Origin of the sequence: Sphingobium sp. HDIP04, from assembly GCF_000445085.1 — a bacterium.
In the GTDB taxonomy this organism is placed as follows: domain Bacteria; phylum Pseudomonadota; class Alphaproteobacteria; order Sphingomonadales; family Sphingomonadaceae; genus Sphingobium; species Sphingobium indicum.
In genome coordinates, this window is record NZ_ATDO01000051.1 from 1 (window position 1) to 23,020 (window position 23,020).

25 protein-coding genes are annotated in these 23,020 nt (G+C 63.5%); 5 read left to right on the forward strand and 20 right to left on the reverse strand.

The window, feature by feature from the left end:
* Positions 1–109 precede the first annotated feature (109 nt).
* Genes L286_RS47770 through L286_RS28840 form a run of 4 tightly spaced genes read right to left on the reverse strand, consistent with a single transcriptional unit; the run spans position 110 to position 5,317 of the window.
* On the reverse strand, positions 110–568 hold the full coding sequence (locus L286_RS47770; protein ID WP_020819456.1) for a hypothetical protein: 459 nt from the start codon (positions 566–568) through the stop codon (positions 110–112).
* A complete protein-coding gene (locus tag L286_RS28830; RefSeq protein ID WP_025160958.1) occupies positions 552–2,360 on the reverse strand; it encodes an integrase in 1,809 nt (602 codons plus the stop codon). Before L286_RS28830 ends, L286_RS47770 begins: the two co-directional genes overlap by 17 nt.
* Positions 2,361–2,364: 4 nt before the next feature.
* Complete coding sequence (locus tag L286_RS28835; protein WP_020819454.1) at positions 2,365–4,182, reverse strand: site-specific integrase; 1,818 nt, start codon at positions 4,180–4,182, stop codon at positions 2,365–2,367.
* Positions 4,175–5,317 carry a tyrosine-type recombinase/integrase gene (locus L286_RS28840; RefSeq protein WP_025160957.1) on the reverse strand — a complete coding sequence of 381 codons (1,143 nt, stop codon included), beginning with the start codon at positions 5,315–5,317 and terminating at the stop codon, positions 4,175–4,177. The genes L286_RS28835 and L286_RS28840 overlap by 8 nt, the downstream gene beginning before the upstream one ends.
* Before the next feature lie 203 nt (positions 5,318–5,520).
* On the opposite strand from L286_RS28840, the gene L286_RS28845 reads away from it, so the two are divergent.
* The 3 genes from L286_RS28845 to L286_RS0124260 are packed head-to-tail and all read left to right on the forward strand — an operon-like array spanning position 5,521 to position 7,834.
* A complete protein-coding gene (locus tag L286_RS28845; RefSeq protein WP_020819452.1) occupies positions 5,521–6,009 on the forward strand; it encodes a TIR domain-containing protein in 489 nt (162 codons plus the stop codon).
* Between the two features lie 5 nt (positions 6,010–6,014).
* Positions 6,015–7,175 carry a toll/interleukin-1 receptor domain-containing protein gene (locus tag L286_RS47775; RefSeq protein ID WP_020819451.1) on the forward strand — a complete coding sequence of 387 codons (1,161 nt, stop codon included), beginning with the start codon at positions 6,015–6,017 and terminating at the stop codon, positions 7,173–7,175.
* Between the two features lie 2 nt (positions 7,176–7,177).
* On the forward strand, positions 7,178–7,834 hold the full coding sequence (locus L286_RS0124260; RefSeq protein WP_025160956.1) for an SLOG domain-containing protein: 657 nt from the start codon (positions 7,178–7,180) through the stop codon (positions 7,832–7,834).
* A 16-nt stretch (positions 7,835–7,850) separates the two neighbouring features.
* On the opposite strand, the gene L286_RS0124265 is transcribed toward L286_RS0124260, so the two are convergent.
* The 3 genes from L286_RS0124265 to L286_RS28865 all read right to left on the reverse strand — a co-directional run bounded on the left by L286_RS0124265 (position 7,851) and on the right by L286_RS28865 (position 9,529).
* On the reverse strand, positions 7,851–8,405 hold the full coding sequence (locus L286_RS0124265) for a toll/interleukin-1 receptor domain-containing protein (RefSeq protein ID WP_021224402.1): 555 nt from the start codon (positions 8,403–8,405) through the stop codon (positions 7,851–7,853).
* Between the two features lie 46 nt (positions 8,406–8,451).
* Positions 8,452–8,949: a TIR domain-containing protein gene (locus L286_RS28860; protein ID WP_020819448.1), complete on the reverse strand. Its 498-nt coding sequence runs from the start codon at positions 8,947–8,949 to the stop codon at positions 8,452–8,454.
* A gap of 199 nt (positions 8,950–9,148) precedes the next feature.
* Positions 9,149–9,529 (reverse strand): hypothetical protein, encoded by a 381-nt coding sequence (locus tag L286_RS28865; RefSeq protein ID WP_021223109.1) that lies wholly within the window; start codon positions 9,527–9,529, stop codon positions 9,149–9,151.
* Positions 9,530–9,766: 237 nt separating this feature from the next.
* Between L286_RS28865 and L286_RS28870 the strand changes: the two genes are divergently transcribed.
* Positions 9,767–10,126, forward strand: coding sequence for a hypothetical protein (locus L286_RS28870; protein WP_013041740.1), 360 nt, complete (start codon positions 9,767–9,769; stop codon positions 10,124–10,126).
* A 6-nt stretch (positions 10,127–10,132) separates the two neighbouring features.
* Here the strand turns inward: L286_RS28870 and L286_RS28875 are convergent, their stop codons facing one another.
* The 6 genes from L286_RS28875 to L286_RS28900 form a co-directional block, all read right to left on the reverse strand.
* On the reverse strand, positions 10,133–10,777 hold the full coding sequence (locus L286_RS28875) for a hypothetical protein (protein WP_013041741.1): 645 nt from the start codon (positions 10,775–10,777) through the stop codon (positions 10,133–10,135).
* Positions 10,770–11,186 carry a hypothetical protein gene (locus tag L286_RS28880; RefSeq protein WP_013041742.1) on the reverse strand — a complete coding sequence of 139 codons (417 nt, stop codon included), beginning with the start codon at positions 11,184–11,186 and terminating at the stop codon, positions 10,770–10,772. The genes L286_RS28875 and L286_RS28880 overlap by 8 nt, the downstream gene beginning before the upstream one ends.
* A 71-nt stretch (positions 11,187–11,257) precedes the next feature.
* The gene (locus L286_RS28885; RefSeq protein ID WP_013041743.1) at positions 11,258–11,530 is read right to left on the reverse strand and encodes a hypothetical protein; all 273 of its coding nucleotides are present in this window, start codon (positions 11,528–11,530) and stop codon (positions 11,258–11,260) included.
* Positions 11,527–11,940 carry a hypothetical protein gene (locus tag L286_RS28890; RefSeq protein ID WP_013041744.1) on the reverse strand — a complete coding sequence of 138 codons (414 nt, stop codon included), beginning with the start codon at positions 11,938–11,940 and terminating at the stop codon, positions 11,527–11,529. Before L286_RS28890 ends, L286_RS28885 begins: the two co-directional genes overlap by 4 nt.
* Before the next feature lie 69 nt (positions 11,941–12,009).
* Positions 12,010–12,231, reverse strand: coding sequence for a hypothetical protein (locus L286_RS28895; protein ID WP_013041745.1), 222 nt, complete (start codon positions 12,229–12,231; stop codon positions 12,010–12,012).
* A gap of 56 nt (positions 12,232–12,287) precedes the next feature.
* Complete coding sequence (locus L286_RS28900) at positions 12,288–14,420, reverse strand: ParB/RepB/Spo0J family partition protein (RefSeq protein ID WP_013041746.1); 2,133 nt, start codon at positions 14,418–14,420, stop codon at positions 12,288–12,290.
* A 294-nt stretch (positions 14,421–14,714) separates the two neighbouring features.
* On the opposite strand from L286_RS28900, the gene L286_RS28905 reads away from it, so the two are divergent.
* The gene (locus tag L286_RS28905; protein WP_013041748.1) at positions 14,715–15,005 is read left to right on the forward strand and encodes a hypothetical protein; all 291 of its coding nucleotides are present in this window, start codon (positions 14,715–14,717) and stop codon (positions 15,003–15,005) included.
* 71 nt (positions 15,006–15,076) lie between these two features.
* Here L286_RS28905 and L286_RS28910 read toward each other — a convergent pair whose 3' ends face one another.
* The 7 genes from L286_RS28910 to L286_RS28940 form a co-directional block, all read right to left on the reverse strand.
* Entirely contained in the window at positions 15,077–15,841 is a 765-nt protein-coding gene (locus tag L286_RS28910; protein WP_013041749.1) for a hypothetical protein, read from the reverse strand.
* The gene (locus L286_RS28915; protein WP_013041750.1) at positions 15,838–16,209 is read right to left on the reverse strand and encodes a DUF2958 domain-containing protein; all 372 of its coding nucleotides are present in this window, start codon (positions 16,207–16,209) and stop codon (positions 15,838–15,840) included. The genes L286_RS28910 and L286_RS28915 overlap by 4 nt, the downstream gene beginning before the upstream one ends.
* Positions 16,206–16,415, reverse strand: coding sequence for a zincin-like metallopeptidase domain-containing protein (locus L286_RS28920; protein ID WP_021223110.1), 210 nt, complete (start codon positions 16,413–16,415; stop codon positions 16,206–16,208). Before L286_RS28920 ends, L286_RS28915 begins: the two co-directional genes overlap by 4 nt.
* A 65-nt stretch (positions 16,416–16,480) precedes the next feature.
* Positions 16,481–17,383: an ArdC family protein gene (locus tag L286_RS28925; RefSeq protein ID WP_013039035.1), complete on the reverse strand. Its 903-nt coding sequence runs from the start codon at positions 17,381–17,383 to the stop codon at positions 16,481–16,483.
* 44 nt (positions 17,384–17,427) lie between these two features.
* A complete protein-coding gene (locus tag L286_RS28930) occupies positions 17,428–19,653 on the reverse strand; it encodes an integrase (RefSeq protein ID WP_013039034.1) in 2,226 nt (741 codons plus the stop codon).
* On the reverse strand, positions 19,650–21,437 hold the full coding sequence (locus tag L286_RS28935; RefSeq protein WP_013039033.1) for a hypothetical protein: 1,788 nt from the start codon (positions 21,435–21,437) through the stop codon (positions 19,650–19,652). The genes L286_RS28930 and L286_RS28935 overlap by 4 nt, the downstream gene beginning before the upstream one ends.
* Positions 21,434–22,825: a tyrosine-type recombinase/integrase gene (locus tag L286_RS28940; protein ID WP_013039032.1), complete on the reverse strand. Its 1,392-nt coding sequence runs from the start codon at positions 22,823–22,825 to the stop codon at positions 21,434–21,436. The genes L286_RS28935 and L286_RS28940 overlap by 4 nt, the downstream gene beginning before the upstream one ends.
* Between the last annotated feature and the right edge of the window lie 195 nt (positions 22,826–23,020).

The window sequence follows — 23,020 nt, forward strand, 5'->3', positions numbered from 1 at the left end:
CGAGCATTAGGTCTGGACGGGCCTGTCTCCTTTGCCTCACAAAGCCCGCATTTCCAGCGTTCCTCATCCCCCTTTCCTTTCGGGACGCCCGATTAGGGCGTGACCGACGTCAGACAGCGGAAGGATCGTGCGCTTCAGCGCTGGGGCGGATCGGGATTGGTCTACGTATCCGATCGAGTTCCTGCACGAGTTGGGCATTGCGCCGCTCAAGCCTCTCGGCACGTTGCTCGGCGTCGACGGCGCGTTTCAACAGGCTAGCGTTATGTGTCGCGAGGGCGGCGCTTCGAGCTTCGGCATCCCGAAGAGCCGAGCGTGTGCGATCGGCCTCTCTGGCGGTCGTCTCGTTCGCGCCGGCACGCTGCGACTGAAGCGCGCGGAGGCCGTCGAGAACGCCGGCATGATGGGTATATATGATGTTGCGGCCGACCCCGGCTGCCCGTGCGAGCGCAGCGACTGTGGGTTCTGCGGAGGGATTGCCGGCGAGGCCTGCAAGGGCTTCACGCAGGCGCGCATCCGTCTTTGCCCGCCGTCGAGCTTGCGGGCTGGACAGGTCAATTTCGGTCGCCATCGGTATTTCCTTCGTCTAACTGGTCCAGGATACGGCGAGATTCCTGGATGCGGGCTTCTGCAAGCGCACGGCTCTCGGAGTCGAGGTCATCGCGCTGGAGCAAAGCGCTGTTGCGCTCAAGGCGCGCTTCCCAGACCGGCTTATGCTTGCCGGTCACGGCGAAGTTGGCGCAAGTCGAGCAAGTGCTTTGCGTGCGGAGCACCGGGTTCGGCTCGCGCTCGCCGCCGAGGCATGCCGAGGTTTCCCGGCGGTAGAGGCAGTAGCCCCAGTCGCACACGCCGAGGCGCATATCCGTTTCGGCGAGGATATCGGTGATATAGCCATCGACGTCGCCCGATAGCGTGCGCCCGCGGAACGGCGATCGCTCGGAGAGCATGACGCCCGCCTTCCCGGCGACGTTCGGCGCCAGGAGCAGGTCTTCCAGCGCCTTGCGGGTTTCTTCGGCGGCTTGGTCGTCGATCAGCTGGGCAAGCTCGAAGTCGGTGCCCACATAGGCCCGGTCGGTCATCGCGCGGTGGACATGGCCGAGATGGCGTTGCAGCGCCGTCAGGCCGGTGCGGTCGCGCCGCCCGATGAACCGCGAGAACGTCTTGCGACCCTGATAGGTGGTCAGGTGCCAGGTGCCGCCTTGGTGTTCCGGCAAGGCAAGGAACGGCGCAAGTCGTTCGTTCAAGCGGATATTGACCATGGGTGATCGCAGTAGGGCGACGGGCATCATCGTCGGAAGCGGCGAGCGTCCCCGGCCGAGCTGGTGGAGCCAGAGGTTCCTCTTCCCGCTAAGTTCGCGAAGCGGTGCGGAGAGACGTTCGAGGATGTGGATCGCCCGCCGGACCGGCTCGGGCGCAAGCCATCGATGGATGTCCCCATGTTCCGTCAGCGACGTCTTCGTGATCGTGCCGACCAGATAGACGTGTTCCTCACCGTCTCCATCGGCCGCGCGCCGTTCGAGGCAACCCTCCTCAAGCCTGAGTATTTCGGAGGCTCTCGCGCCAACGAGATAGGCGATGACGACGAAGCAGGCGTCGCCAAGCCGATCCAGCATGAACGTCAGGCGGCGCAGCGGCCATTCCGGATTCGGATACAGATCCGCGTAGGGGCATGGCTCAGCCAACATGGCGCGTCTGATATGCCAGTGGAGCCTTCGCCCCTGATGCTGTGGTCGGAACTGCTCATACAGATCTTCGAGACGGTCGCGCAGCGCGAGTATCTGGTCCGCTGGGTCACCGAGCAGTTCCATAGCGCCGCTGATGAGAGGCACGGCGATCTCGTCGGGCGTATAGGGATGGCCGCCATAAGGTTTCCAGTGCCGCTTCCCAACCGAACCGGCGCGAGGCGGCGCCATCAGCGGCGCGTCGTCCAGCTTGTCGCGCTGCATGTGGAACGTGCGGATCGTGCCGAGATAGCCTTCGGCGGTGCTGAGGGAGAGCCGTGAAGCGTTCCTGCCGGGACGAGCGCGCAACATGGCCACGAACCGGTCGACGGCGTCTTGATCGAGATCCTTGAAGCATCGGACGTTCTCGGCTGCCATCCATCGAACGAGGAAGCGGATGTGGCTGAAGTGACCATCGATCGCTTCCTTGCGAAGTGGCCTCCGCCCTTCGGGCGGATCGGCCCGCAGCGAGAGCAGGAACAGTTCGGCGGCGTGCCGGAGCGGCGTCCACCGATCGTCCCGGAACCGGCTCCCGTCCGGCATTTCGAAGCCCCAGTTGAACGTCGTGGCGGCGGGGATGCCTTCGTTTCCGAGCAATGGCGCCGGAAGTTGGGTAGGCGTGGATGTCGGGACGGAGGCCATGAGGCTATTCCAGGTCCGGCAGCGGCGGCAAGGCGGGTATGTGCCGTTCCGCGTCCGGCATCATTTCGGGCGGGAACGCCGGCAGCAGGTCTTGTGTCAGCACCCGAAGGCTGGGGGCATAGAAGAGGCTGAACCGGATCGGGTCGATGCGTTCCCGCGCCGCTTCAAGATGCATGGTGGCCTGGACAATGCGCGCCAGATGATCCGGGTCGATCGGGACGATCAGGCCTGGACAGGCAAGGCAGCCTCCCAGTTTCGGGCACACGCGGCCAGGCTGTGCCTGCCCGCCGTCGACCGGTCGAAGGCAGTCGTGGCCGAACAGCGCCGTCACCCGCGCGCTGGTATCTGGCCCTTGATGTTGCGAGTCATGGGCGGGCGTCTCGCCGGTGACCCATGTGATCATCAGCGACTGGAGCCGAGCGATCGTATCGCGTTCGAGGCGGCGGACGGCCTCGCCATCGACATAGATGTCGGTGGTGGCGACATTCGCATGATTGAGGACCGCTTTGGCCGCCATGATATCGCCCTGCGACGCTGTGTAATGGGCGCTTGCCATGCTGCTGCGGAACAGCTTGGGCGAGAAGTCGGGAAGCAGGGAACGGGACTTGCCGGGATGCGCTTCGTTCCAGGAAGCGATCGCGCCATTGTGCCGCTCGTAGAAGCGCAACATTGCCGATCGCAACGTGGCCTGCACGATATGACCGGCGCGATGCTCACGCTCGAGGCGTCCTGTCGTCATGAGGAAGCGGTGGAGGAACAGTCGGTCGCGTTTGGACGGCTCCACATGCGGCAATAGGGGTGCCGTCATCGCAAGCAGTTTTTCGATCAGGCGCGGCGCCGCATAGGGTCGGCGATTGTCGAACGAGCGCCGTTGCATGCGTTTCACCTTACCGCCGGCGCGGGGTTTCACCCACTCGACCATGACGCGATGCCGCTCGAGCGGATGCGGCACGAGGCAGTCCCGCTTGATCTGGCGCAGCGGACCGGCGTTGGCCGCCGTCTGGATCAGCAGCACGATATAGAACGCAACCAGCGTGTCGGTCGTGAGGTGGAGATAACCCTCGAGCTCGCGGAACCCGCCTACCTCGGCGATCCTCTGCCGATCGGGCTTATTAAGGTCCAAGCCTCGGTCGGTCGGCATGATGCCGTGGCCGCGGCGATGGAGCTTCCAGATCCAGCGATCCCGTTCGACGGTCCGCCCACCATGGAGCGGCACATTCGGAAGACCAACGATGGCTTGCCCGTGCTGGAACTTGTCCCACGCAGTGTCGATCTCGGCATAGCAGACTGCCAGCAGGGCGCGCATTGCGGCAGGTGTCAGCCGGTCTTGCGGTAGCCGCTGGACGCCGGCCAGCGGGATCGCATTGTTGGGAACGGCGAAGCCCGGTGCGAACAAGCCTGGATTGTCCGCGATCGCGCGCTTGAGGACCGGCCGGATCATACCGAGCTGACCGGATTGTGAGCGGACGCCGCGCCTGCGCCCGTTGGTGGGCATCGCCAGCCAGGTGATGAACCGGCGGATCGTTGCCGTGTCGAGGTCTGCCGCGCGCCTGACACGCGCGTCTTCGCGCAGGAACCTCCCGAACACGCGCAGCGCGAACCAGTGCGCGGTGCGGGTCGCGGCGCTGGATGCTACATCATGATCGCGGAAAGCCCGGGCGATGGCGGCGCTGATATCGTCCGGCATTCCGAACAGCGCCGGGCTGAAGCTTTGGACGATCTTGCCCCATTCGTCGCGGAACTGGATTTCGGCGACCTGCGCCGGATGGTTCGCCGGTGCCGGATCGAGTCTCAGCGTCCGATCGAGGCGGCCCCTAGCCATCGGCGGGGATCAGCTCGCCATAAAGATAGGCGAGGCTTTCGCTCAGATCGCGCTCGTGCAGTTCGACGCAGCGCAGATAAATCGCGGTGGTCGTGATCGAAGCATGGCCCAGCAGCACCTGCACGACCTTGAGCGGGTTGAGATCGGGATTGGTGCGGGCCTGGATCTGAAGGCGGGCCAGCATCGCCATCGCGAAGGTGTGCCGCAGGCAGTGCAATGTACCCAGAAGTCTCGCAGCCGCGAAAGCTTCCGCGAGCTGCGCCGTCAGGAGTTTTCGCGTCATAGCCCGGCCATGCTCGTTCAGCAGGAGATTGGGCGGCGCGCGATAGCCCCGGTCGGAACGGCGGACACGGCGGACGATCCGGGCGCGATCCTCTCCCACATACCAGTCCGTATGATCGAGCAGCCGAATCGGCGGATAGACTGTCCTTGGCCGGTCTCCCTTGGTGATATGGATCGGCACGCCGACAAGTGGATCGCTGTCGAGGTCGAGTGGCCAGCTATCCGGGATTTGGTCGATGGCGAGCGCGCAAAGCTCCTTGCGGCGCAGTCCCGCCCCAAGCGCCCATTGCGCGGCAAGTCGGGCGGTAGGCCTCAGATGCGCGAACAGCCGTGCCAGTTCGTCGGCGCGCAGAGGTCGCGGCAGTTTTTCCGGGCGTGAGACGATCAGCTCGTTGACCTGGCGCCGCTGCAAGCCTGGGCGATAAGCGCCGTCGAGCATCAGCGTCATCTTTTCGGTCAACCGGAACGGGCAGTGGTCGATCAGGCCCTTATCGAGCGCCCAGCCATAGAACCGGCAGACGGTCGAGACGCGCGCGTTGATCGTGGTCCGGGCATAGGGCTTCCCGGTGTGTGCGCTGGGGTTCTCCAGCATCCGGTTGCGATAGGCAGCGATGACGCGTTCGTCGGCTTCGCGCCATTCGATCCCCGATTGTTCGAGCGAGTCGAACCAATCGTGGAGATGCTCGCCGTAGGTCCGCACAGTTTCCGTAGCGTGGGCGCGGCCGCTTAGCTCTGCATGCTCCATGAGCCAGACGAAGGCCGGCTCGATGATCGCCATGTCGGCGTCGAACAGAATCGGGAAGCCGGCGGGGACATTGGGCACGCCAGAGGCAGCCCGAATCACTGATACCACGGGCCATCTCCCTCGCCCGCACAGGTGCAATTTCGAAAGTAGAGCAACATGCTCGATTTGGCCGAAGCATTTCGATGGAATGGGCGCTTTCCTCGCCATGCCGAAGGGTGTCGCTGCGACCAGCTACCCCAAGCACTCACCGTGCCTGCTGACACCTGGCGCCCGCCTTGATATGAGTGAACGAGGATCAAGGGGGGGAAGCGGTGGCGCGTCGGGTATTCTTTAGCTTTCACTATGACCGTGACGTTCGACGGGTCGTGCAAGTCCGCAATTCCTGGGTGGTTCGTCCAGGTGGCGAAGCGCAGCCTTTCTATGACAAGGCAGAGTTCGAAGAGGCAAAAAGACGCGCGGGCGGCATAGAAAAATGGATCGAGGAGCAGCTCAAAGGCACGTCCGTGACGGTGGTGCTTTTTGGCGCGGAGACGTATGACCGCGAATGGGTCCGGCACGAGATCAAGAGAAGCTACGAGCTTGGGAAAGGCCTATTGGCCATCGACATCCATAGCGTAAAAGATCCGCAACTCGGGACTGATCGACAGGGGACCAACCCTCTCAGCTATTTTACAATAAAGCAGAATGGTCGAGATATTCCGCTGTCAAACCTATACGGGACGTATGATTGGGTTCGGGATAACGGCTATGCCAACATGCCGGCTTGGATCGAAACTGCAGCAAAAGCGGCCGGTCGCTGACATCAATGAGTATTTATGAACTCGCCATACTTGGCGCCGCAACGCCAGAGGAGCGCGCGACACTGACAGCGACGCTCACCGATATCGTTTCCGACTTTGGATTGACGTTGGGGGACGATATAGTTGTGCATAATGCGGAAACGCTGGGTGGGCGGCACAAGCCAGCAGCATTCGCAGGTGCATATTTTGGAGGAAATGCCCAACAAGATCTCGAAGCGGCCCAGGACCTGATCCGAGCGAGCGCGCCCATCATTCCCACGATTGCCGCTGGCGCAGACTTCAATGCTCAGATCCCCCAGTGTCTCCAGCCCATCAATGGGCTAACGCGGCGCGCTGACGATCCAAATATGACTGAACTCGCGTCGACAATGCTGGAATGTGTGGGTTTACTTCGTCGACAGCGACGGGTTTTTGTGAGCTATCGGCGGGTGGAATCCCGAGCAGCTGCGTTGCAACTTCACGATCTCCTTGCGTCCCGCGGATTCGACGTATTCTTGGACACGCACGACATTAGGCCCGGCGATCCGTTCCAAGATGTGCTTTGGCATAGGCTCGTTGATTCTGATGTTATGGTTATGCTCGACACGCCTACCTATTTCGATAGCCGCTGGACGCGACAGGAAATAGGAAGAGCACGCGCGAAAGAGATCCAGGTCCTTCGTGTAATTTGGCCTGAGCATACGCCAAACAAGCTGACCGATCTTGCAGAGACTATATATCTTGACCCAAAGGAACTCGAAGGGCCGGATGGCCCAATAGTAGCCCAAACGGCAGATACAATCGTCCTGGAGGTCGAGCGGCTAAGAAGCCGCAGCATCGCATCTCGATATATGTCGATTACCGGCAAGCTTCGCGCTGACGTCGAAAAAATTGGTGCGTCAGTGGAAGGCGTCGGTGCACATCGGGCCGTCGCCGTGCGGTTGCTGGACGGCGAAAAGATCTGGGCATATCCGATCGTCGGAATCCCCACGGCTGAAATTTTGAACGACGTGGCCGATAAGGCGCGACGAGCGGAACAGCAGGAGATACCGGTACTGGTCTACGATCATATCGGCATCCGTGATGCATGGAATGCTCATCTCCGATGGCTTGGGGATCATATTCGCGCGGTCCGTACGATTAAAGTTTCCGAAGCCGGATGGGCTCTTGCGGCATGGGAGAATTGACCATGACTGAGGCCATTTTTCTTTCGGCGGGCGTGCCAGATCCAAAGCGAGGCCCACAATATGCAGCGACTGCTGACACCGTCGCGATTACAGCCGCAGTCTCCGCTTTGGTGCACGTTACACTAGGGCGCAGGCTGCTTGTCTGGGGTGGTCAACCCGCAATCACACCGATGATCTGGGTGGTCTCGCAAGACATCGGAATAAATTACGGACACTGGGTCCGGCTCTACCAGTCTCGCCATTTCAAGGATGAGTATCCCGAGGATAATGAGCGGTTCAACAACGTGGTTTATACGGAAGAGATCGAAAGGGATCGGGAGAAGAGCTTGCTGAACATGCGTGAACGCATGTTTTCCGAACACAAGTTCAAAGCAGCAGTTTTTATTGGAGGCATGGGAGGAATTATACAAGAATATGAGATGTTTCGACGCCTGCAACCCGAGGCTGCAGTGATACCGGTAATCTCCACGGGCGGCGCGACGCTTGACGTAGGAGCGCAAGTTGAGTCTTTAGCGCCCGACCTAACGGAAGACCGGGACTATGTTGCGTTATTTCACCGCCACCTTGACGTTTCCGTCCGAGAGGAGCGCTTCGAAAGCCCGGCCCTCCAACCAGCTGTCGTTGAGGAGCGATTTTGGCAGCCCCCTGCCACTGCTTAAACGGGGTGGGAACTCATCAGTCGCCAGCAAGCCATTCGCTAAGCTCCGTAGCTGTGTTCCTTTTCTCGTCAAGGACCATCCAGACGCGCTTTTGATGACCCTGTAGATCCCCCCAGACGATGCGGCGGTATAATCCCAGATACTCCCACGACGCCCATGCCTGCTCATGCGCGCTGTCGGATGCCGGGAACAGCGCGATCTTCGTCAACCCTTTATAACCATCGGCCACGCCCAACTCCCAGGGCACCCAACGGCTGTCCTTGCTATTCTTGCTTGCAAGAAGGACAAAGCGCTTGGTCTGGCGAATACGGCTCTTTAGCAGCCCCGCCGTTTCCTCCGTCGTGTATGGGGGCATTTCCGGGTCGATTTCATCGACATAGACCCTAGCTCCGTGCCCTTCCAACACACGAATAGCGCCAACGACCAGATCATCATCTTTGCTCGAGTGTGAAAGAAATGTGGTGCCTGAGAGGCTACGGGAAGCAGCAGACTTTCTGAGGCTTGCCTGTTCGCTAACATTTAACTTATCAGCGAAATTCCGAAGCTCGGATTTTGTAATGTATTCGATCATAATCGAAACTCTATTATCGGATATAGACCGAACTCACGGAGCTACCTCAGTTATTTGAGCGGATCGCTATCGCGTCCTCAATCCAACTCTCGATTCCGTTCTTGATCGAATCATAGACTGCCTTGCTATCTGAGCCGGAAGGGGTGACCAGCTTCGCTATAGATGATAGCTTTTTCCCGGTATTTCCATAGCCCACTTCGTCAAACGGATTGCTACCAGCCGTGCACGAATTCCCGTCGTGGCCGAGAAGTTTGTTTATCCGAATACCGACCACTCCTTTGCCGGCATCCCAGCCTTTAACGATCTCGCGGATTACCCAAGGCCGGTTCGCTGTTTCAGAGCCGACAAGCACCACCACACAGCTCTTGCCGTACATGTTGTCATCGATCCATTTTTCGATCGAGGCCTTGCCCTTCCGCTTGACCTCTTCCCACGCATTCGCGGTGCAAAGAGACTGCCCTTCAAGAGCACCGATGTTGCGCACTTGCTGGGTGCGCCAAAAATCGTTCGCGAAGTGGAAACTGAAGAAAACGCGCCGCGCCATAAGGCCCCCTTTTGTTCTCCGGCCTTCTACAAGCCCAGCCTTCGTTTCGCCAGAGAAATCGATTCTGAAGCGATCTGCTCGAGGATGGAGTACGGTAGTTGAGGCCCAGCGGGTTCATCCGGCAATCAGGCGTCGCTGCGCGACGCGAGTGACGGGCCGACCACCGCCAGCTCTTTGGGTTAGCGCGGCGGTCGGCCCGTCACTCATCGCGAGCAAAAGAGACAGTCGCCGAAGCCGGACCTAACGAGCAGGACTTCAGCCCGAAGGCCAGCGATGGGAGGGTCTCATTGGCCAGGCAATTGCCATAGAGATCGCCATAGGCGGTGCCAGGAAGAGTTTGCTTCCGGCAACGAACGATGGCCGGCCAGGACCAGCGCGCGAGCACGGCGTCCATCCGATCGAGATGATCGAGCGTCGGGGGCTTTTCCGCGGAGGTGTCGGCGAAGGTGATGATGTGCGGGCGCAGCCCGGCGAGCTTCAACGCGATGAGCATGGCGGTTGAGTCGACGCCGGCGCCATAACAGACGGCAAGCAGGCGGTCGGCGAGCGCAGCGCGCAGCCGACGGCGTTGGTCGAGCATAAGTGGCATGTGCGGCTCCGGAAGGGAGAGCGGTGGGAGGGCGAGCCGGCTCCTCGCTCTCTCGACGGGCGGGCTCAACGCCTCCCCGCCGATCCTCTCGCTCTGGCGTTCGCGGAGCCCGGCTCGCCGCGCAGCCTTTCGGCGGCGAGGTGGGAACGCTAGACTTCGCCAGGAAAAGAAACGGGGGCGGCTCGCCGCATGCGAGCTGGTCCCGCAGGCTGGAGATCGGGAGGCGATATGAAAGGCAGCGCAATCGGCATCACGGGGGCGGTGTGCCTGGTGATCGGATTCGGCGCGGGCTTCGCGCTCCGGCCGGTGCTGTCACCCGTCGCGGCATCGCCGGCAGCGGCGGCCGGCGTGGCGCAGCCGACCGAGGAAGAGGCGACCGCCGCCGTGCGGCGTCATCGCCTCTTCACGGGTACCTCGCTGGCGAACGCGACGCTGAAGCTGGGGGACTGTTCTCCGGGCGGTGTCGGCCCCGGGGTGACCTGCATGACGCAGCTCGTGATGGACCCGACCCGTCCCAACGCGACGCCGCAGAATCGGCCGATCGGCTTCGCCCGCGTGAACGGTCAGTGGGAGGTGGCGGTCTGGTAGGGCCGGCTATCCGAACCGGCGCCCGCTGCCGGTGAAGGTGTAGCCATTGGCGAGGATCGCTTCATCGATCACCTCATCCGAGGTCAGATAGTTATATTCGCGTTCGAGCTGGCGATAGAGCCAGCGCGCGAGATCGCGCAGCGGCTCGATCACGAGGTCCTCGGCGTCCGCCGTCATGTCCTGCCAGGTCGGGCTGTCGCGCTCGACCGCGATCGCCATGCAATATTCGTGATAGTAGCGGTCTCGGTGCGTGATGCTCACGCGGAGCTGATAGAAGTTGCGGCGCTGAACCGCCTGAAGCGCATCGGCGATGCGGTGAAGGTCCGCGTCGTCGGGCGCGTGGTCGCGGATGCGGCGCGCGGCGCCTCTGGCGTGATGGTAGCGGCCCTCGAAGCAGGCGCCGTCGCCCTGGTTCCAGAAGCCGGAGAAGTAGATGCACGGCTGCTGCCGCGTGCCGCCGCCGTAGAGGCGCACCGGCACCGTGCGCAGCTCGACGCCGAGGATGGCGCAGATGCGCTCGAAATCGTCGAACACGAACTCGAACCAGTCGTGGTCGATGCCGGCCTCGCGATACCAGGCGCGGGCCCTTTCCTTCGCCGCGTCCGAAAGCTCGTCGAGGCGATAGACGGTGGTTTCGACGATTTCAGGCATCGGGATCGCCTCCGTCGAGCACTTCGGCGAGCCAGCCATTGGTATAGGTCCATGCGAACGTGGCGCCGGTCGCGAGATCGAGGACGTGCGCGCCACCGCCGAAGGCGTTGACGCGCGGGCGCGAGCAGGTGTTGGCGTATTGAAAGCCCCATAGCCCCGTGAGGCCGAAGGCGGCGGCGCAGCGCCTGACGAACTGGATCAGCCGCTCGGGGTCCCCCGTCATGTCGTCGCGCATCCAGAGCTGGGTGCCCCCATGCTCCGGTTCGATGGAAAGGAGGAAGCCGTCGGAGGGCGGCTCCTCCGATGCTCCCTCCTCGGAGAGCGCGTTGTAGAGGTCAAGCGCACGGGCGGCGTTGTCGGGCGTGCCGACGTCGAGCAGGCACGAGAAATGAGTGAAGTAATCGGCCATGTCAGGCTCCTTGAAACGCAAGTGCCCGGCGCGATGGCCGGGCTTCGGAGTTGCGGGTCGATGGGTGAGGATCAGGCGGCGGGCGGCCTGTGGATCCGGTCGTCGTCGAACTCGATGTCCTCGATCACGGTTTCTCGGCCGTCGCCCGTGCAGCGGTCGATGAAGGCGATGACGCCTTCCCGGCGCTCGTCGGTATCGATGTGGTCTGGAGAGGCCGTCGACTCCACGACGACGGCGGCCGCCGTCTTGGCCTTCTCGATCGCTTCCGCGTCGCTCGCGGCCTGGACGGTCAGCGTGTCATAGGCGCGAAGCCAGAAGCCGATCTTGACGATGTAGTCGCTCATGACGGGCCTCCCGCGTCGGGATCGCGCGCACCAGCGACGATCGCATTGGCCTTGCGGACGGCGGACTGCGCCGCCGGCAGCCAGCGCCCGAAGTCATGGGCGGAGAGGCCCGTAGGCTGAGCGACCGAGGAAAGCTGCGCGAGCAGCTCGGCGAAGTGGTCGGCCTTGCGCTGGACGGTTTCATCGAACTGGCTCGGAATAGGCAGCAACGGCACGCTGTAGGGATCGACCGCGCCGGGCCAGGCGCCGGTGACATGGGTCTCGCCGGCGCATTCAAAGTCTTCCCTGGAACCCTCCCAGTCGTCGTCCTCGATGGCAAGGCGGCAGGCTTCGGCGAGGCTGTTCGCGGCGTAGCGACGCTGCCGATAGACGGGAATCCGGTAGCTGGTTTCGATGGTGAAGCTGGGCATGCTGATCTCCTGAAACGAAAGGAGCCCGGCACGGGGCCGGGCTCGTGGGTCGCATGGCGGTGGCGACGGCTAGTAGCCGAACCGCCAGGACGGCCAAGCTTGACCGTCATCGGCGGCGCGAACGGCCTCGGCGAGATAGACGGCGTCGCCGTCGACCGCGATCGGATCGCGGACAGGCGTTTCGTCGATGACAGTCACCCGGCAGACGAGGCCGTCTTCGACTTCGACGTGGACGGGTACGAGATACTGGAAGACGACGCGGCGGGGCGTCGTGGAATCGGGCTGATCCATGGTTCGGTCCTTCGGCCAGGGAGATGCGGAGCGGCCGAAGCCGCCCCGCTGGTCCGTCACTCGGCGGCGGCGAGGTGGCGTTCCTCGTCGTCCGCGTCGGTCGAGACCTCGTCCTCGTCGTCGCCGTTGAGGAATGCCGGCAACGCGGCGCCCTCGTCGTGCCCAGCCTCGCTATCGGCGGCGAGTTCGGCGTCGAGCAGGCGGAGCGGCTCGGGCAGCCAGCCGGCATCCGCCAGCAACCGCTCGGCCTCCTTGGCCATGTCGCCCTTCTTGAGGTGATCGATGAGCTGCGCGGCCTGCTCGCCGGCGCCCTCGCGCACCGCCTGCAGGATGCGGGGCTTGGTGACGCGCCCGAGATAGTTGTCGACCGTAGGGCGCCAGCCGACGTCCACCATGTCGAGCCCGGTCGCGCGCGCCAGACGGTCGGCCTGCGCGAGCCGCATGTCGAGCGTGTGCTGCGAGACGCCGCTGGAGCTGTGCGGGTTCGGCCGCTCGTAGAGCGCATTCACGCCAAAGCTGACGCAATGCGCCAGGAGCGCCATGCGGCTGGCGTCGTCGAGGCTGGCGAGCCAGTCCCAGAGGGCTTCGTCGTCCTTCGGAACGTCGGCGGCCCAGGCATCGTGACGGTCTTGCACCGCGCGCGCGGAGGGGCTGTCCTTCAGGTCGGTATCCTGAACGGGGAAGTAGATATCCCTCACCGACGCCTCCAGGGCGCCGTTATACATGCGCGTCATGAACCTGTCGGAGACGAGCTTGTGGAGCAGCGCCGTCATGGCGATGTGCGGATTGTCCGCCACCGCGTTGCGCAACGCGAGCGTCCGAGACGCCGTCAGCTCGACGATCAGGCGCTCGTGGAGCGGCTTGATCGCGTCCTCCTCGTCGTCGTCGGGCTCGGCCGACTGTCCGCCGATGGTGATGACGGCGCGCTGCACGGCCGGCGACGCCGGGTCGTTGGCCGCGCCGGACGCGGCCGGGGCATCGTCGCCTTCGGGCTCCGCCGGAGCCTCGTCCTCGGGACGGACATAGCCGCAGTCCACCGCGAGCGATCCGTCGGCGTCGATGCTGATGAAGACGCCCGCGCGGGCGATCTCGGCGGGATCGTAGATCACCGGACGCTGCTCGAAGGCGTCGAGCGCCTGTTCGATCTCGCCGAGCCGCTGATCGATCTCGTCCGGCAGTTCGTCGGCTTCCGCATATTCGGATTCGAGCCGATCATATTCGTCGCGCAGAGCCTCGCGCGACGCGCGCTCCTCGTCGGTCAGATCGATCGTCTCGCCGGCCAGCTCGCGCAGCCCGTGGTCGTGGCCATAGGGGAAGCTGACGGCCACCTCGATCCACTTCCAGCCCTCGGCCGCGATCGTCTCGGCCTCGGCCTTGAGCTTTTCGGCCACCAGGCGATCGAGAAGCGCCGCGTCCTGCAGCCAGCCGCCGTCATCGGCCTGGAACAGGTCGCGGACGATGCATCCGCCTGCGGCCTCATAGGCGGCGACGCCGACGAACAGGGCGCGCTTGTCCGAGGCCCGCACGGTGGTCTCGTTCAGCATGCGCCGGATCTGATAGGGCTCCTTCGACCAGCTCTTGCTGATCGCCTCCCAGACCTGTTCCTGGCGGGCGTGATTGTCGGTGACGGTGAACGCCATGAGCTGCTCCAGCGTCATGCCGTCGTCGGCATAGACGTCGAGCAGAGTCGGCGAGACCGCGGCCAGGCGCAGGCGCTGCTTGACGACCTGCACGGTCACGCGATGGGCGGCCGCGATGTCCTCCTCGGGCGTGCCCTTGAGGCGCATGTCCTGAAAGGCGCGGAATTCGTCTAGCGGATGCAGCGGCTCGCGATCGGTGTTCTCGATGAGGGACACTTCCTCATCGAGGATGGGATCGCCGGCGGGGCGGACGACGCACGGCACGAGGGCCGTCTTGGCGAGCCGCTTCTGCTTCACCAGCAGCTCGAGAGCCCGAAACCGGCGACCGCCGGCCGGCACCTCGAACAAGCCGGTCTCCTTGCCCTCCTGATCCACCACGGGGCGGACGCTGAGGCTCTGGATGAGGCCGCGACGGGCGATCGAGACCGCCAGGTCGTCGATCGAAACGCCGGCCTTCACGCGCCGGACGTTCCTCTGGCTCAGCACCAGCTTGTTGAAGGGAATGTCGCGCGCCGGCGACAGGATGATCTTCTGAACAGTAGTAGCCATCGGGATTTACTCCGCGACGGGCGGTCGAGAGACTCTCTCTCAACCTCCAACCCGTCACGAAATCCCGGCCCTCCTCTGCCTCTCTTCTGCCGGCGCGGCGACCGTGATCCGGCAGAAGATATCGCCGCCGGACGTCCTGTGGCATAGGGCAAGGGCGACTATAATAGTCGCCGTGGGCGCCGGCATTGGGCGGGCGCCTTTCAGCACGAGGGTGGTGGGACGTATCGAGCAGGATGGTCGTCGCGTCACCACAGGCCGGCCGGGCCGTAGCGCAGGCGGGTCGCGGGAGATGTCATGAAGACGGCCATTGCCGAGGAGCGGCGCTCAGCGCCCTGGGGTTGGATCAGGAACTTCGCGGGATGGCGGCCACGACGGCATCGCGTATCGAGCGCCGATCGCGCGCTCATTTGCGCCCAGGGCAAGGCGTTGACGCTGCTGCTCACCGCGCTCCAGGCGCGCGGCCATCTTCAGGTCGGCGAGTTCGCCGATATGCTCGGCGTGTTCAGCGTCGTCGTCGGAAAGGACGACGATCTCGAAGGCGATATCCTGGCGGTCTGGGCGGCAATCAGGAAGGAGAGCCTGTAGGGACTGGCGCGCAGGCGCTAAGCCGGAAAGACGTCATTGCGTCTCTCCGGCCTCCCGGGTCCTGCCGCTATTCAAACCCGTCCGCAGAGCGGATTGACGCGTCGGACGATGACGGGACGCGTGTCGGCCGCCTGCGCGAGCCGCCGGATCAAAGAAAGATCCGCTTCGGAGCAATCCCCGCGCACCTCGATGTCGACCCAGTGGCCGGCCCGACCGACATGGGAGTCGCGCAGGCGATGATTGGACGAGGTGTAGAAGCTCTCGTTCGGATCGATCAGGCGTACCCGCGACGTCAGGAAGAGGATGCCGGAGCCGAGATTGCCGCAGAAGAGCAGCTCGTCGGCCGGGGTCGTCTTCGGCCCGCCGCCGACCGACTTTCGTCCGATCTGGCGAAAAGCCTCCTCGAAAGTGGCGGGATTGGCGGTGATCCGCGCCTGGGTCTGTTGATGAAAGAGCCATGGCGGGCGATCGGGATCGAGACGGCCGATGGCGATCTGATGGAGAAAGTCCGCGAAACTCGCGGGGTCGGCGGGGTACGGGCAGGTACGCCACAGGGCGCGAACCTTGCGCCGGAGCGGAGCGGGCAGCGCGAAGAGCCTGGCCCGGGCCTCGCGCCAGCGAGCCGCGCGTTGACGGCGCTGTTCATGCTCGCGGTCGATCCACCAGACATGACGGCGGGCCATCTCCTCGTCGACATCGCGCTGGCCGGCGGCGATCGCGTCGGCGAAGAGCGGCAGGGCGTCGCGCTCGCGGCGCTGCTTGCGGAGGAGCGCCGCGCGTTTGCGCGGCGTCTCCCGATAGGCGGTTGGGCGCGGCCAGCGACGGAAGCGCATCATACGTCCTCCCGGCTGGCGTGATGAACCGCATGAAGCACGCGCTCGGCGGCTCGAATGCTCCCGGTCCTGCGCGCCGCCTCGGCCCAGGCCGAGATCGGGAACAGGCCCTCGAACAGGATGTCGCGCTCGATGCCGAGGCCGAACGGCAGGCGCACCGCCGCGAGTTCCGACAGGCTGAACGACCCGAGCTCAGGCTCGCCAAGATCGGCGAGACCGAACAGGGTGTCGCCGTCGGCGTCGAGTTCGGTGGCGAGCCAGACGCCTTCGCCCAGCGGGTTGAAGAACTTGACCACGGGCATAGGGTCGGCGTCCGCCTGCCGGCCGTTCGCCAGCAGGCGCTGGCGCAGCTCGGAAGTGAGGAGGATCATGCCGCCCTCCTGTCGGTCGAAGGTGCGGCCTGGTCGTCCGCGGGCAGGAAGGCGAGCAGCCAGTCGGCCGCCTTGCTCGCCTGGCTGGCGGCGCGGACAATGGCGCGATTGTCCTCGCGCAGCACCTCCAGCCAGGAGCCGATATAGTCGGCATGCCTGACGGTCGGCACGATGCCGATCGAGGCGCAGCAGAAGGCGGCGTTCATTTCAGCCACATATCCTGACAGTCCAGCCCTAATGTGACTTCTACCGCAAATTTTCGGGGCGCTTATCATGCGGCGATCTCCTCAGGCTGGGGCTGCTGGGCGTGCATCCAATCGGCGGCCGCCTGCGCCTTGCTGGCGGCGGTGAAGATGGCGCGAGGGTCGTCTTTGAGTGCGCGCAACCACGATGCTACGTAGGCGGCATGATCGGCCCGCGGATGGTGAGCGATCCTGAGGTCGGCGAGTACGAACGATGCGGTCAGTTCAGCGCAAATTTCCTCGATCGCCAAGCTGTCGCGCTTGAAACGTTCGGCAAAGTTGCGGTCGAGCCGGTGCTTTGCCCCTGTGGCGTGGGCCGCCTCATGCAAAAGCGTGCCCATCTGTGCTGATGCATCCCGAAACGAGGCAAAGGTCGGCATGAAGATGTGATCGAGGTCGATCCGGTAGTGCGCATCGTAGGCGCCCTCGGTGATCGGGATCTTGAGGGCCGCGACGAAAGCTTCGGCGTGCCCGAACCGCTCGCCCTCGGGTAGAACTGCGACAGGTGGGGGTTCATAGCCCTCGACCTGGGCGAGGTTGAACACGGTGAAGGCCCGCGCGAACATGCGGCCGGGTCCGGCTTCGCCATCGTCATGATCATCATCGGCGCGCGATGCGGCCTGTTTCCAGAACACAACCGTCGTTCCGCGTTCACCTTTGCGGACCTGTGCGCCAAGCGATGCCCACTGGCGATAGGTCCCCCAAAGACCGCTGGAATAGGCAGCCGCTTCGGCTGCGATCCAGAGCGCGAGCACGTTGACGCCGCGATAGCGGCGGCGAGAGGTGACGTTCTGCGGCCTGGTGGTGGCAGCGCCATCATGGTGCCAGGGCATGCGCCAATCGCCGGCCCCGGCTTCGATGGCAGATACAATCTCGGTGGTGATGCGCGAATAAACGTCGGCTCGCGGCGTCGCAGGGTAGGATCGGGACATGGCAGGTCTCCACGACGGGCGGAGGGAAACTGTCTTCCGCTCCTTCAATCCGTCACCCGCAAACCCGCCTCCTCTTCCTCTCCCGCCATACCGTTATGCGGTGTGGCGGTACCCGGTGCGATCTGTTCAAGAACACGCTGGATTCTGGCCACCTCGGCCTGAAGCGTCACCCGCTGCGGCTCTGGAAGCCGCTTCTCGCGCAACAACAACCGTGCCTCATCAGCACCGCGCTGCCATGCCGGGCGATGCCGTTCGGCGATGCAGGCATTGGGGCAGCGGACCGGTTCGCACATGGAGATCATTGGCCCGCTTGCGCCTGGCTCCGAACTCCGGTTCAGGCACAGGGCGGTTGCCGGATCAAAGAAGCAATCGGCCAGCGGGCCGACATGCAATGTCCGCGCGAGACTGCCCAGCATGGTGCGCAGACGTGGACGGTCGGCAATCATGGCAGGTAGCGGCGCCAACTCGTGGGCGGCAGTATCAAGCACAACTCCGACCCTGTTCGCGGCAGGTCCGCCAAGGCGTGCGCCACTTTGCCGCTCGTCGAAGTAGACAAGGATATCGTCAATCTGGCCAAGCGCACGCTGGGCTTCGATCTCTCCCCGAAATCCGGACCGGCTGCTGCCAGCATAGCCTTCGAAAGCCGCAACGCTCGCATGCTTGTACTGGATCATGCCGGCAATTGTTCCGAAGGGCCGGTTGGCGATGTGCCAGGCGATTGTGCGGCGAAACTGACGCGTTGTCAGACGCCATGGTCGGCCGTCGGGTCCGGCAGGAATGACGGGTGCCTGCGCGGATCCGAAGTGGTCATTGAGGTGATCGCGGAACCGGTTGAGTTGCCGGACTATCTCTGCAGAGACGTGCGTCTTGGTATTGGCCCGAAGCGTGAGGACTGGCCACAGGGTCGTTGTTCCGCGCGCTTGTCCCGCCCGCGCGGAAAGGCGTTCGAGGACATCGATGGCTTCAGCGACCGGCGCGATGGTAACCCACTCGGTCTCCTCGCCGCCGCCGCGCTTGCCCTTGTAAGCAGTGGACTTGATACGATGCCGCAAGATCGTACCGTCTTCGGCTTTGGTAATAGACAGGCATCCCCGCCTCATGGCTTGGATCTCGCTGTCCCGCATGCCTGAGAGAAAGGCACATACGATATAGGCTGCGGACTGCAGCATGACTTCCTCGAGGGGCAAAACCTTGGCATCGAAGCGGGTGCGCCAAGGCATGCCCGTATCGGGATCGGCAGAATTGGGCGTATCCATGCCGCCAATCTCGGTGCCGAGTTCTGCGATGGCAGCGGCGATGAGGTCTGGTGCACCCGTGGCCAGGCCAAGGTGCATGGCAGGTTCGGCCTGCGCGTTGATACCGGCATGGAGGTGGATCAGGTGGTAGTTGATCGGCGGCGTGACGGCGCCGGTTTGCGGATCTGTTCGCGTTGCGCCGTTATGTGCCGTGGTCCAGATCGGAATGCCGCGCCCATGCTGCCGCAAGGATGCAACATAGTCGAGGAGGCGTTGGCGTTGCCGTAACCGACGAACAGCGGGATCCAGACCTTCCTCAGCGGCAATCAGACGGTTGCGCGTTGCTTCAAGGCAATCGAGTTCTGCCCGTGCGGCAAGGATATCGCCTGCGTAGCAGGTCACGTAGCGCAACGACCAGGAGAGCAGCGGCGTCATGATCGCTTCAGGAATGCGCGGCGTCCGGTTCTCCCCTGCAATATGCTTTGCGCCCGCCACGGAAAACGGACTTCGTCCCGGCCACGGTTCGAAGGACAGGCGCGCAGTCGGCAGATGATGCTGCAACTCGTGCAGGTCAAAGACGATCCGCAGCAGCGCTGCCGCTGCAACTGGGCGCAGCCCGGCTAGGCGCAAGGCTCCGGCGTAGCGATCGACCAGAGCCTGATCGACCCGGGCGAGATCGAAACGCCCCAGCTGAGCCTTGACGAAGTCGAAAAAGCGCAAGGTCCGGTTGGCCTCGCCGCGCACCCCGGCCGGCTCAAGCCGCGAACGGTGACCGGGGAGATCGACATTGAGCCGCGCATGGAGAATCTGGCGCAGGGCATCAGCAATGGATGGGTCTTTGATACCGCCGAAATGTACCGTGACATGGCAGCGCCGCGCGTTGTCGCGAAATACGCCGGGAGCCAGATCCCACACTGGATCGCCGTATCGTGAAATATGCGCGCGATCGCAGCCGGGGCGCAAAGGCGCGGACATAAGCACAGGGAGGGCATCGCGCTCATCGTCGCTCTCCGCCAGAAGCTGGACAACGGTCATGCCCGTGCCTCTGGCGGCAGATAGACCGTGGGAGGGTCGTTCGCGACTTGCGCACGGGCCCTTGTCACGACGTCTTCGGCGAAGGCAGGCAGAATCTGCTGAACGATGCGATCATGGGCATGACCAAACTTGGCGGTCCAATCAGCAGCACTCAGGCCGATCCGCTGAGCGTCGACGAAGGAGAGAAAGGTGAGAATGGCAGGCAGCTTGCGCGCGGTAATGACCGCGTTGCGGCAATCGAGGCAGGCCCAGAACGGTGTAGGGCATGGCGTGCCGGCGGATGCGAAGGGACTGGAATAGAAGTTGCCACAGCTTGCAAGCCAGACGTCTTGTTCGCCATTGAGCAGTGCGGTTGAAATGCCCCCATCATCGGGATCAGGGCTTGCCAACTCGCCGCGCAGCCGGTCCTCGTCTTGAGGAGGCAGGATCATTGGACCAGCGAGCACCTCTTCGAGGGCATCTGCCACGGTTTGCTCGTGCAGCGGTCTGAGGGAGGGAATATCGGCGTAGTGCCGTGCCGCGATATCGACGGTATGACCTACGGCGAAGCGGGCCATGTGGCCTTCGGTCTTGAGATACCACAAGGCCTTGTGCGTCTTGCGCAGATACGAAAGACACAGGTGGAGCGGTTTACCCTGATCATCGGTAATACAATGGCGCTGCGTCCAGGCACTGACCTTCAAGCGCAGTTGACGAATACCTGCGGTGATCTCGCCCGGCTGAAAATAGACCCAAAGGTTATCGCTGGAGTTATGGACCCTGGCCTTGGACGATAGGGCGATGATGCGTCGGATCAGACCGCCAGCGGTGGATGAGCCGCGATCACGCACCCGGATTGTCTTGTGCTCGGCACCGTGTGCCCGCAGCTTGGTGTAGGCGATATCGACGGTACCCCCTGCGGCATTGCGCAGACAATCGAGGGTGAGCGACTTGCAGCACTCCAGCTCAAGCCCTGTCTCGATTAAGAGCAGAACAAGAAGCGGGACGATATCGTCGGCAGTAAGATAGTGGGCTGCGTGGAGGCTCAGGTTAAGCCTGTCACTGGTGAGATCGCGCTTTTTGCGCAGCTTGTACAGGCTCTGAAACGTGGGATCACGGTAGCCCAGAACACCGTATGTCTCGATGGCAGCATGGGCTTTGCAATATGCGCCATCGATCTGCGGCACCTCATCGAACTGCGGCCCCGACCGCAAGCGCGCCTCGATCGCAGCGATATCCGCGCGTGCCGCATCGCGCAGCTGGCGGGCTACATACGGACTGTAGGCATCGCGTGGACGGGAACGAACGTGTGCGTGTGAGCTGACGTAGCGCAGTCGTTCCCGCAAGCCGCAATCGACAAGCTCGGGGCTGTCGTCCGCGATGCGACGAAGGACGGAAACGACCTTGGCGACATAGGTTGGTCCATGCACGCAAGACTTGCCCTGCGCGCTGAGCCATGTCTCAAATCCATCAATGTGATGGGCACGAAGGTCAGCAGGGCCGTTGATCCCGTCGCCTGTCCCGGCCAGGTAGGAAAAGAAGCTTGGCAGCTGGTTGGCGTATGTCTTGAGCGACGAACGTACCATGATGGGGCCGCGCGGAGCAGCCAGCATGAACAGGCTCCGGGCAAATGCGAGCGCCAGGCCGCGTGGCCGCAAGCCCGTGAAATCGACGAGCAGCTCGCCGCCATATAAGGGATGAATCATGAAGCGCAGCGTGCTGATCTGCGACCATGGATCGGCTTGGGGCGCAGCCGTATCTGCCGCGAAGCTGACCTTGCGTCCTTTGCGTGGAGCAGCGGTCATGATCGAAGATAGCCTGGTACGAGTGCCAGCAGTTCTTCGACTGCCGCATCAACGGTATCGGCACGCGTGGCGAGGTGATCGAGATAAATAGAGGTCGTCGCGAGGCTCGAATGGCCAAGCAATCGCTGGACCTGTTGAAGCGGATCGCCGACCAGCTGGCGATAACCTTCCATGGCGCCCACTGGTGCCGCTGCGTCGGCGAGGCGGCGCTGGATCAGCATGGCAAGCATGTGGACTGCAAAGGAATGCCGGAGTTGATGGGGGCTAAGCCGGACCGGGATGCCGGCGTCCGTGCAGCGGCGGCTCGCCCGTGCGAAGATCGCTTCCCACGAGTTGGGCAACACAGGATGGCCCACCTCGGTCAGCCAGAGGACCGCGGCTTCGCGCGGCGTTCCATCGTCAGCGCAAATAACAAGCCTTGCGCGTTCATCCGGTGTGACGACCTCTATGTCCATCGTGCCACCGCCAACGAGATGCAATGCACGCTGCCCGAATGAGGGGCTGTGGATGAAGATCGGGCGGTCGATGGCTTCCCAGCCACGGCGCTGTGCGAACTTGGCGACGGCTGCGGCTCGCTCAACGGCGATGTAGGCGTCAAACACCGGCAACAAGCGGCGCGGCAGCAGCATGCTTCGCCCCCTGTCACCCTTGGTGAGTGCCGCCGGAAGCTCGACCCGCCGCTGACGTTCCGAGCGGGCGTCGCAAACCGGAATCTCAGCTGCGAGCAAGTGGGATGCCTCTTCCAGGCGCAGGCCGGTGGTGACCAGCAGATCGGCGAACAGCGCGTTGCGCGCGCCATTGCGGTCACGCGCTCCAGGACGCTCGGTCCCTTCAACGGTCAGGCCGCGCAAACCAACTTCCCGGAAGGCGCGGTAATCGGTGAGATCGATGAAACGGACGTCGGAACGACGGGCTGCGCGCTCATAGGCGTTATTGCGGCCCGTGACCGCCGCACGGCGCCCATCGTGCGATCGTCGCCAGACCTGACGATGCGTAAAAGGTGTACGCTCGATCAGCCCCTCCCGTTCGGCCCATCGATAAAGCTTGTCGAGCGAGGCAATCGCCCGGTTCCACGTCGATGCAGAAATCCGGAACTCAGCATCGCTGCGCCGCCGGGCACGATGATAGGCACCGACATCATCGGCATCGGCTTGCCAGACAGACTTGCCGCGGGCCGAAGCGAGAAAGCGAACCCAGACCAGAACATCATAACCATGGGCGCGCAACGAGTGTCGCGAACGCGAACCGTTCAGCGGCAAATCGAGGAAGTAGCGCTCAAGGTGGAGATCATAGATCGCACCATCACGCAGAATTACCGGGATGTAGGAGTCCAGGCCATCCGCCGTCCGGCGCTCCTGAATGACGATCGACGCACCTGAATTATCCACAGCTTGTCAGTCCCTCCCCCGGACCCCCTCCCGACTCCAGATCGCACACGTTGCGCGCCTGCGGGACGGTGGTCATCAGGCCGGATTACGCCAGCTTATGGATAGCGCTTCATCCGGCCTGATGCCCCCCTGCGTCGCGCCAAAGCATACCGTTCAATGGTGCGTCAGGCACGGTGCAGACTGTCCAGATAAGGC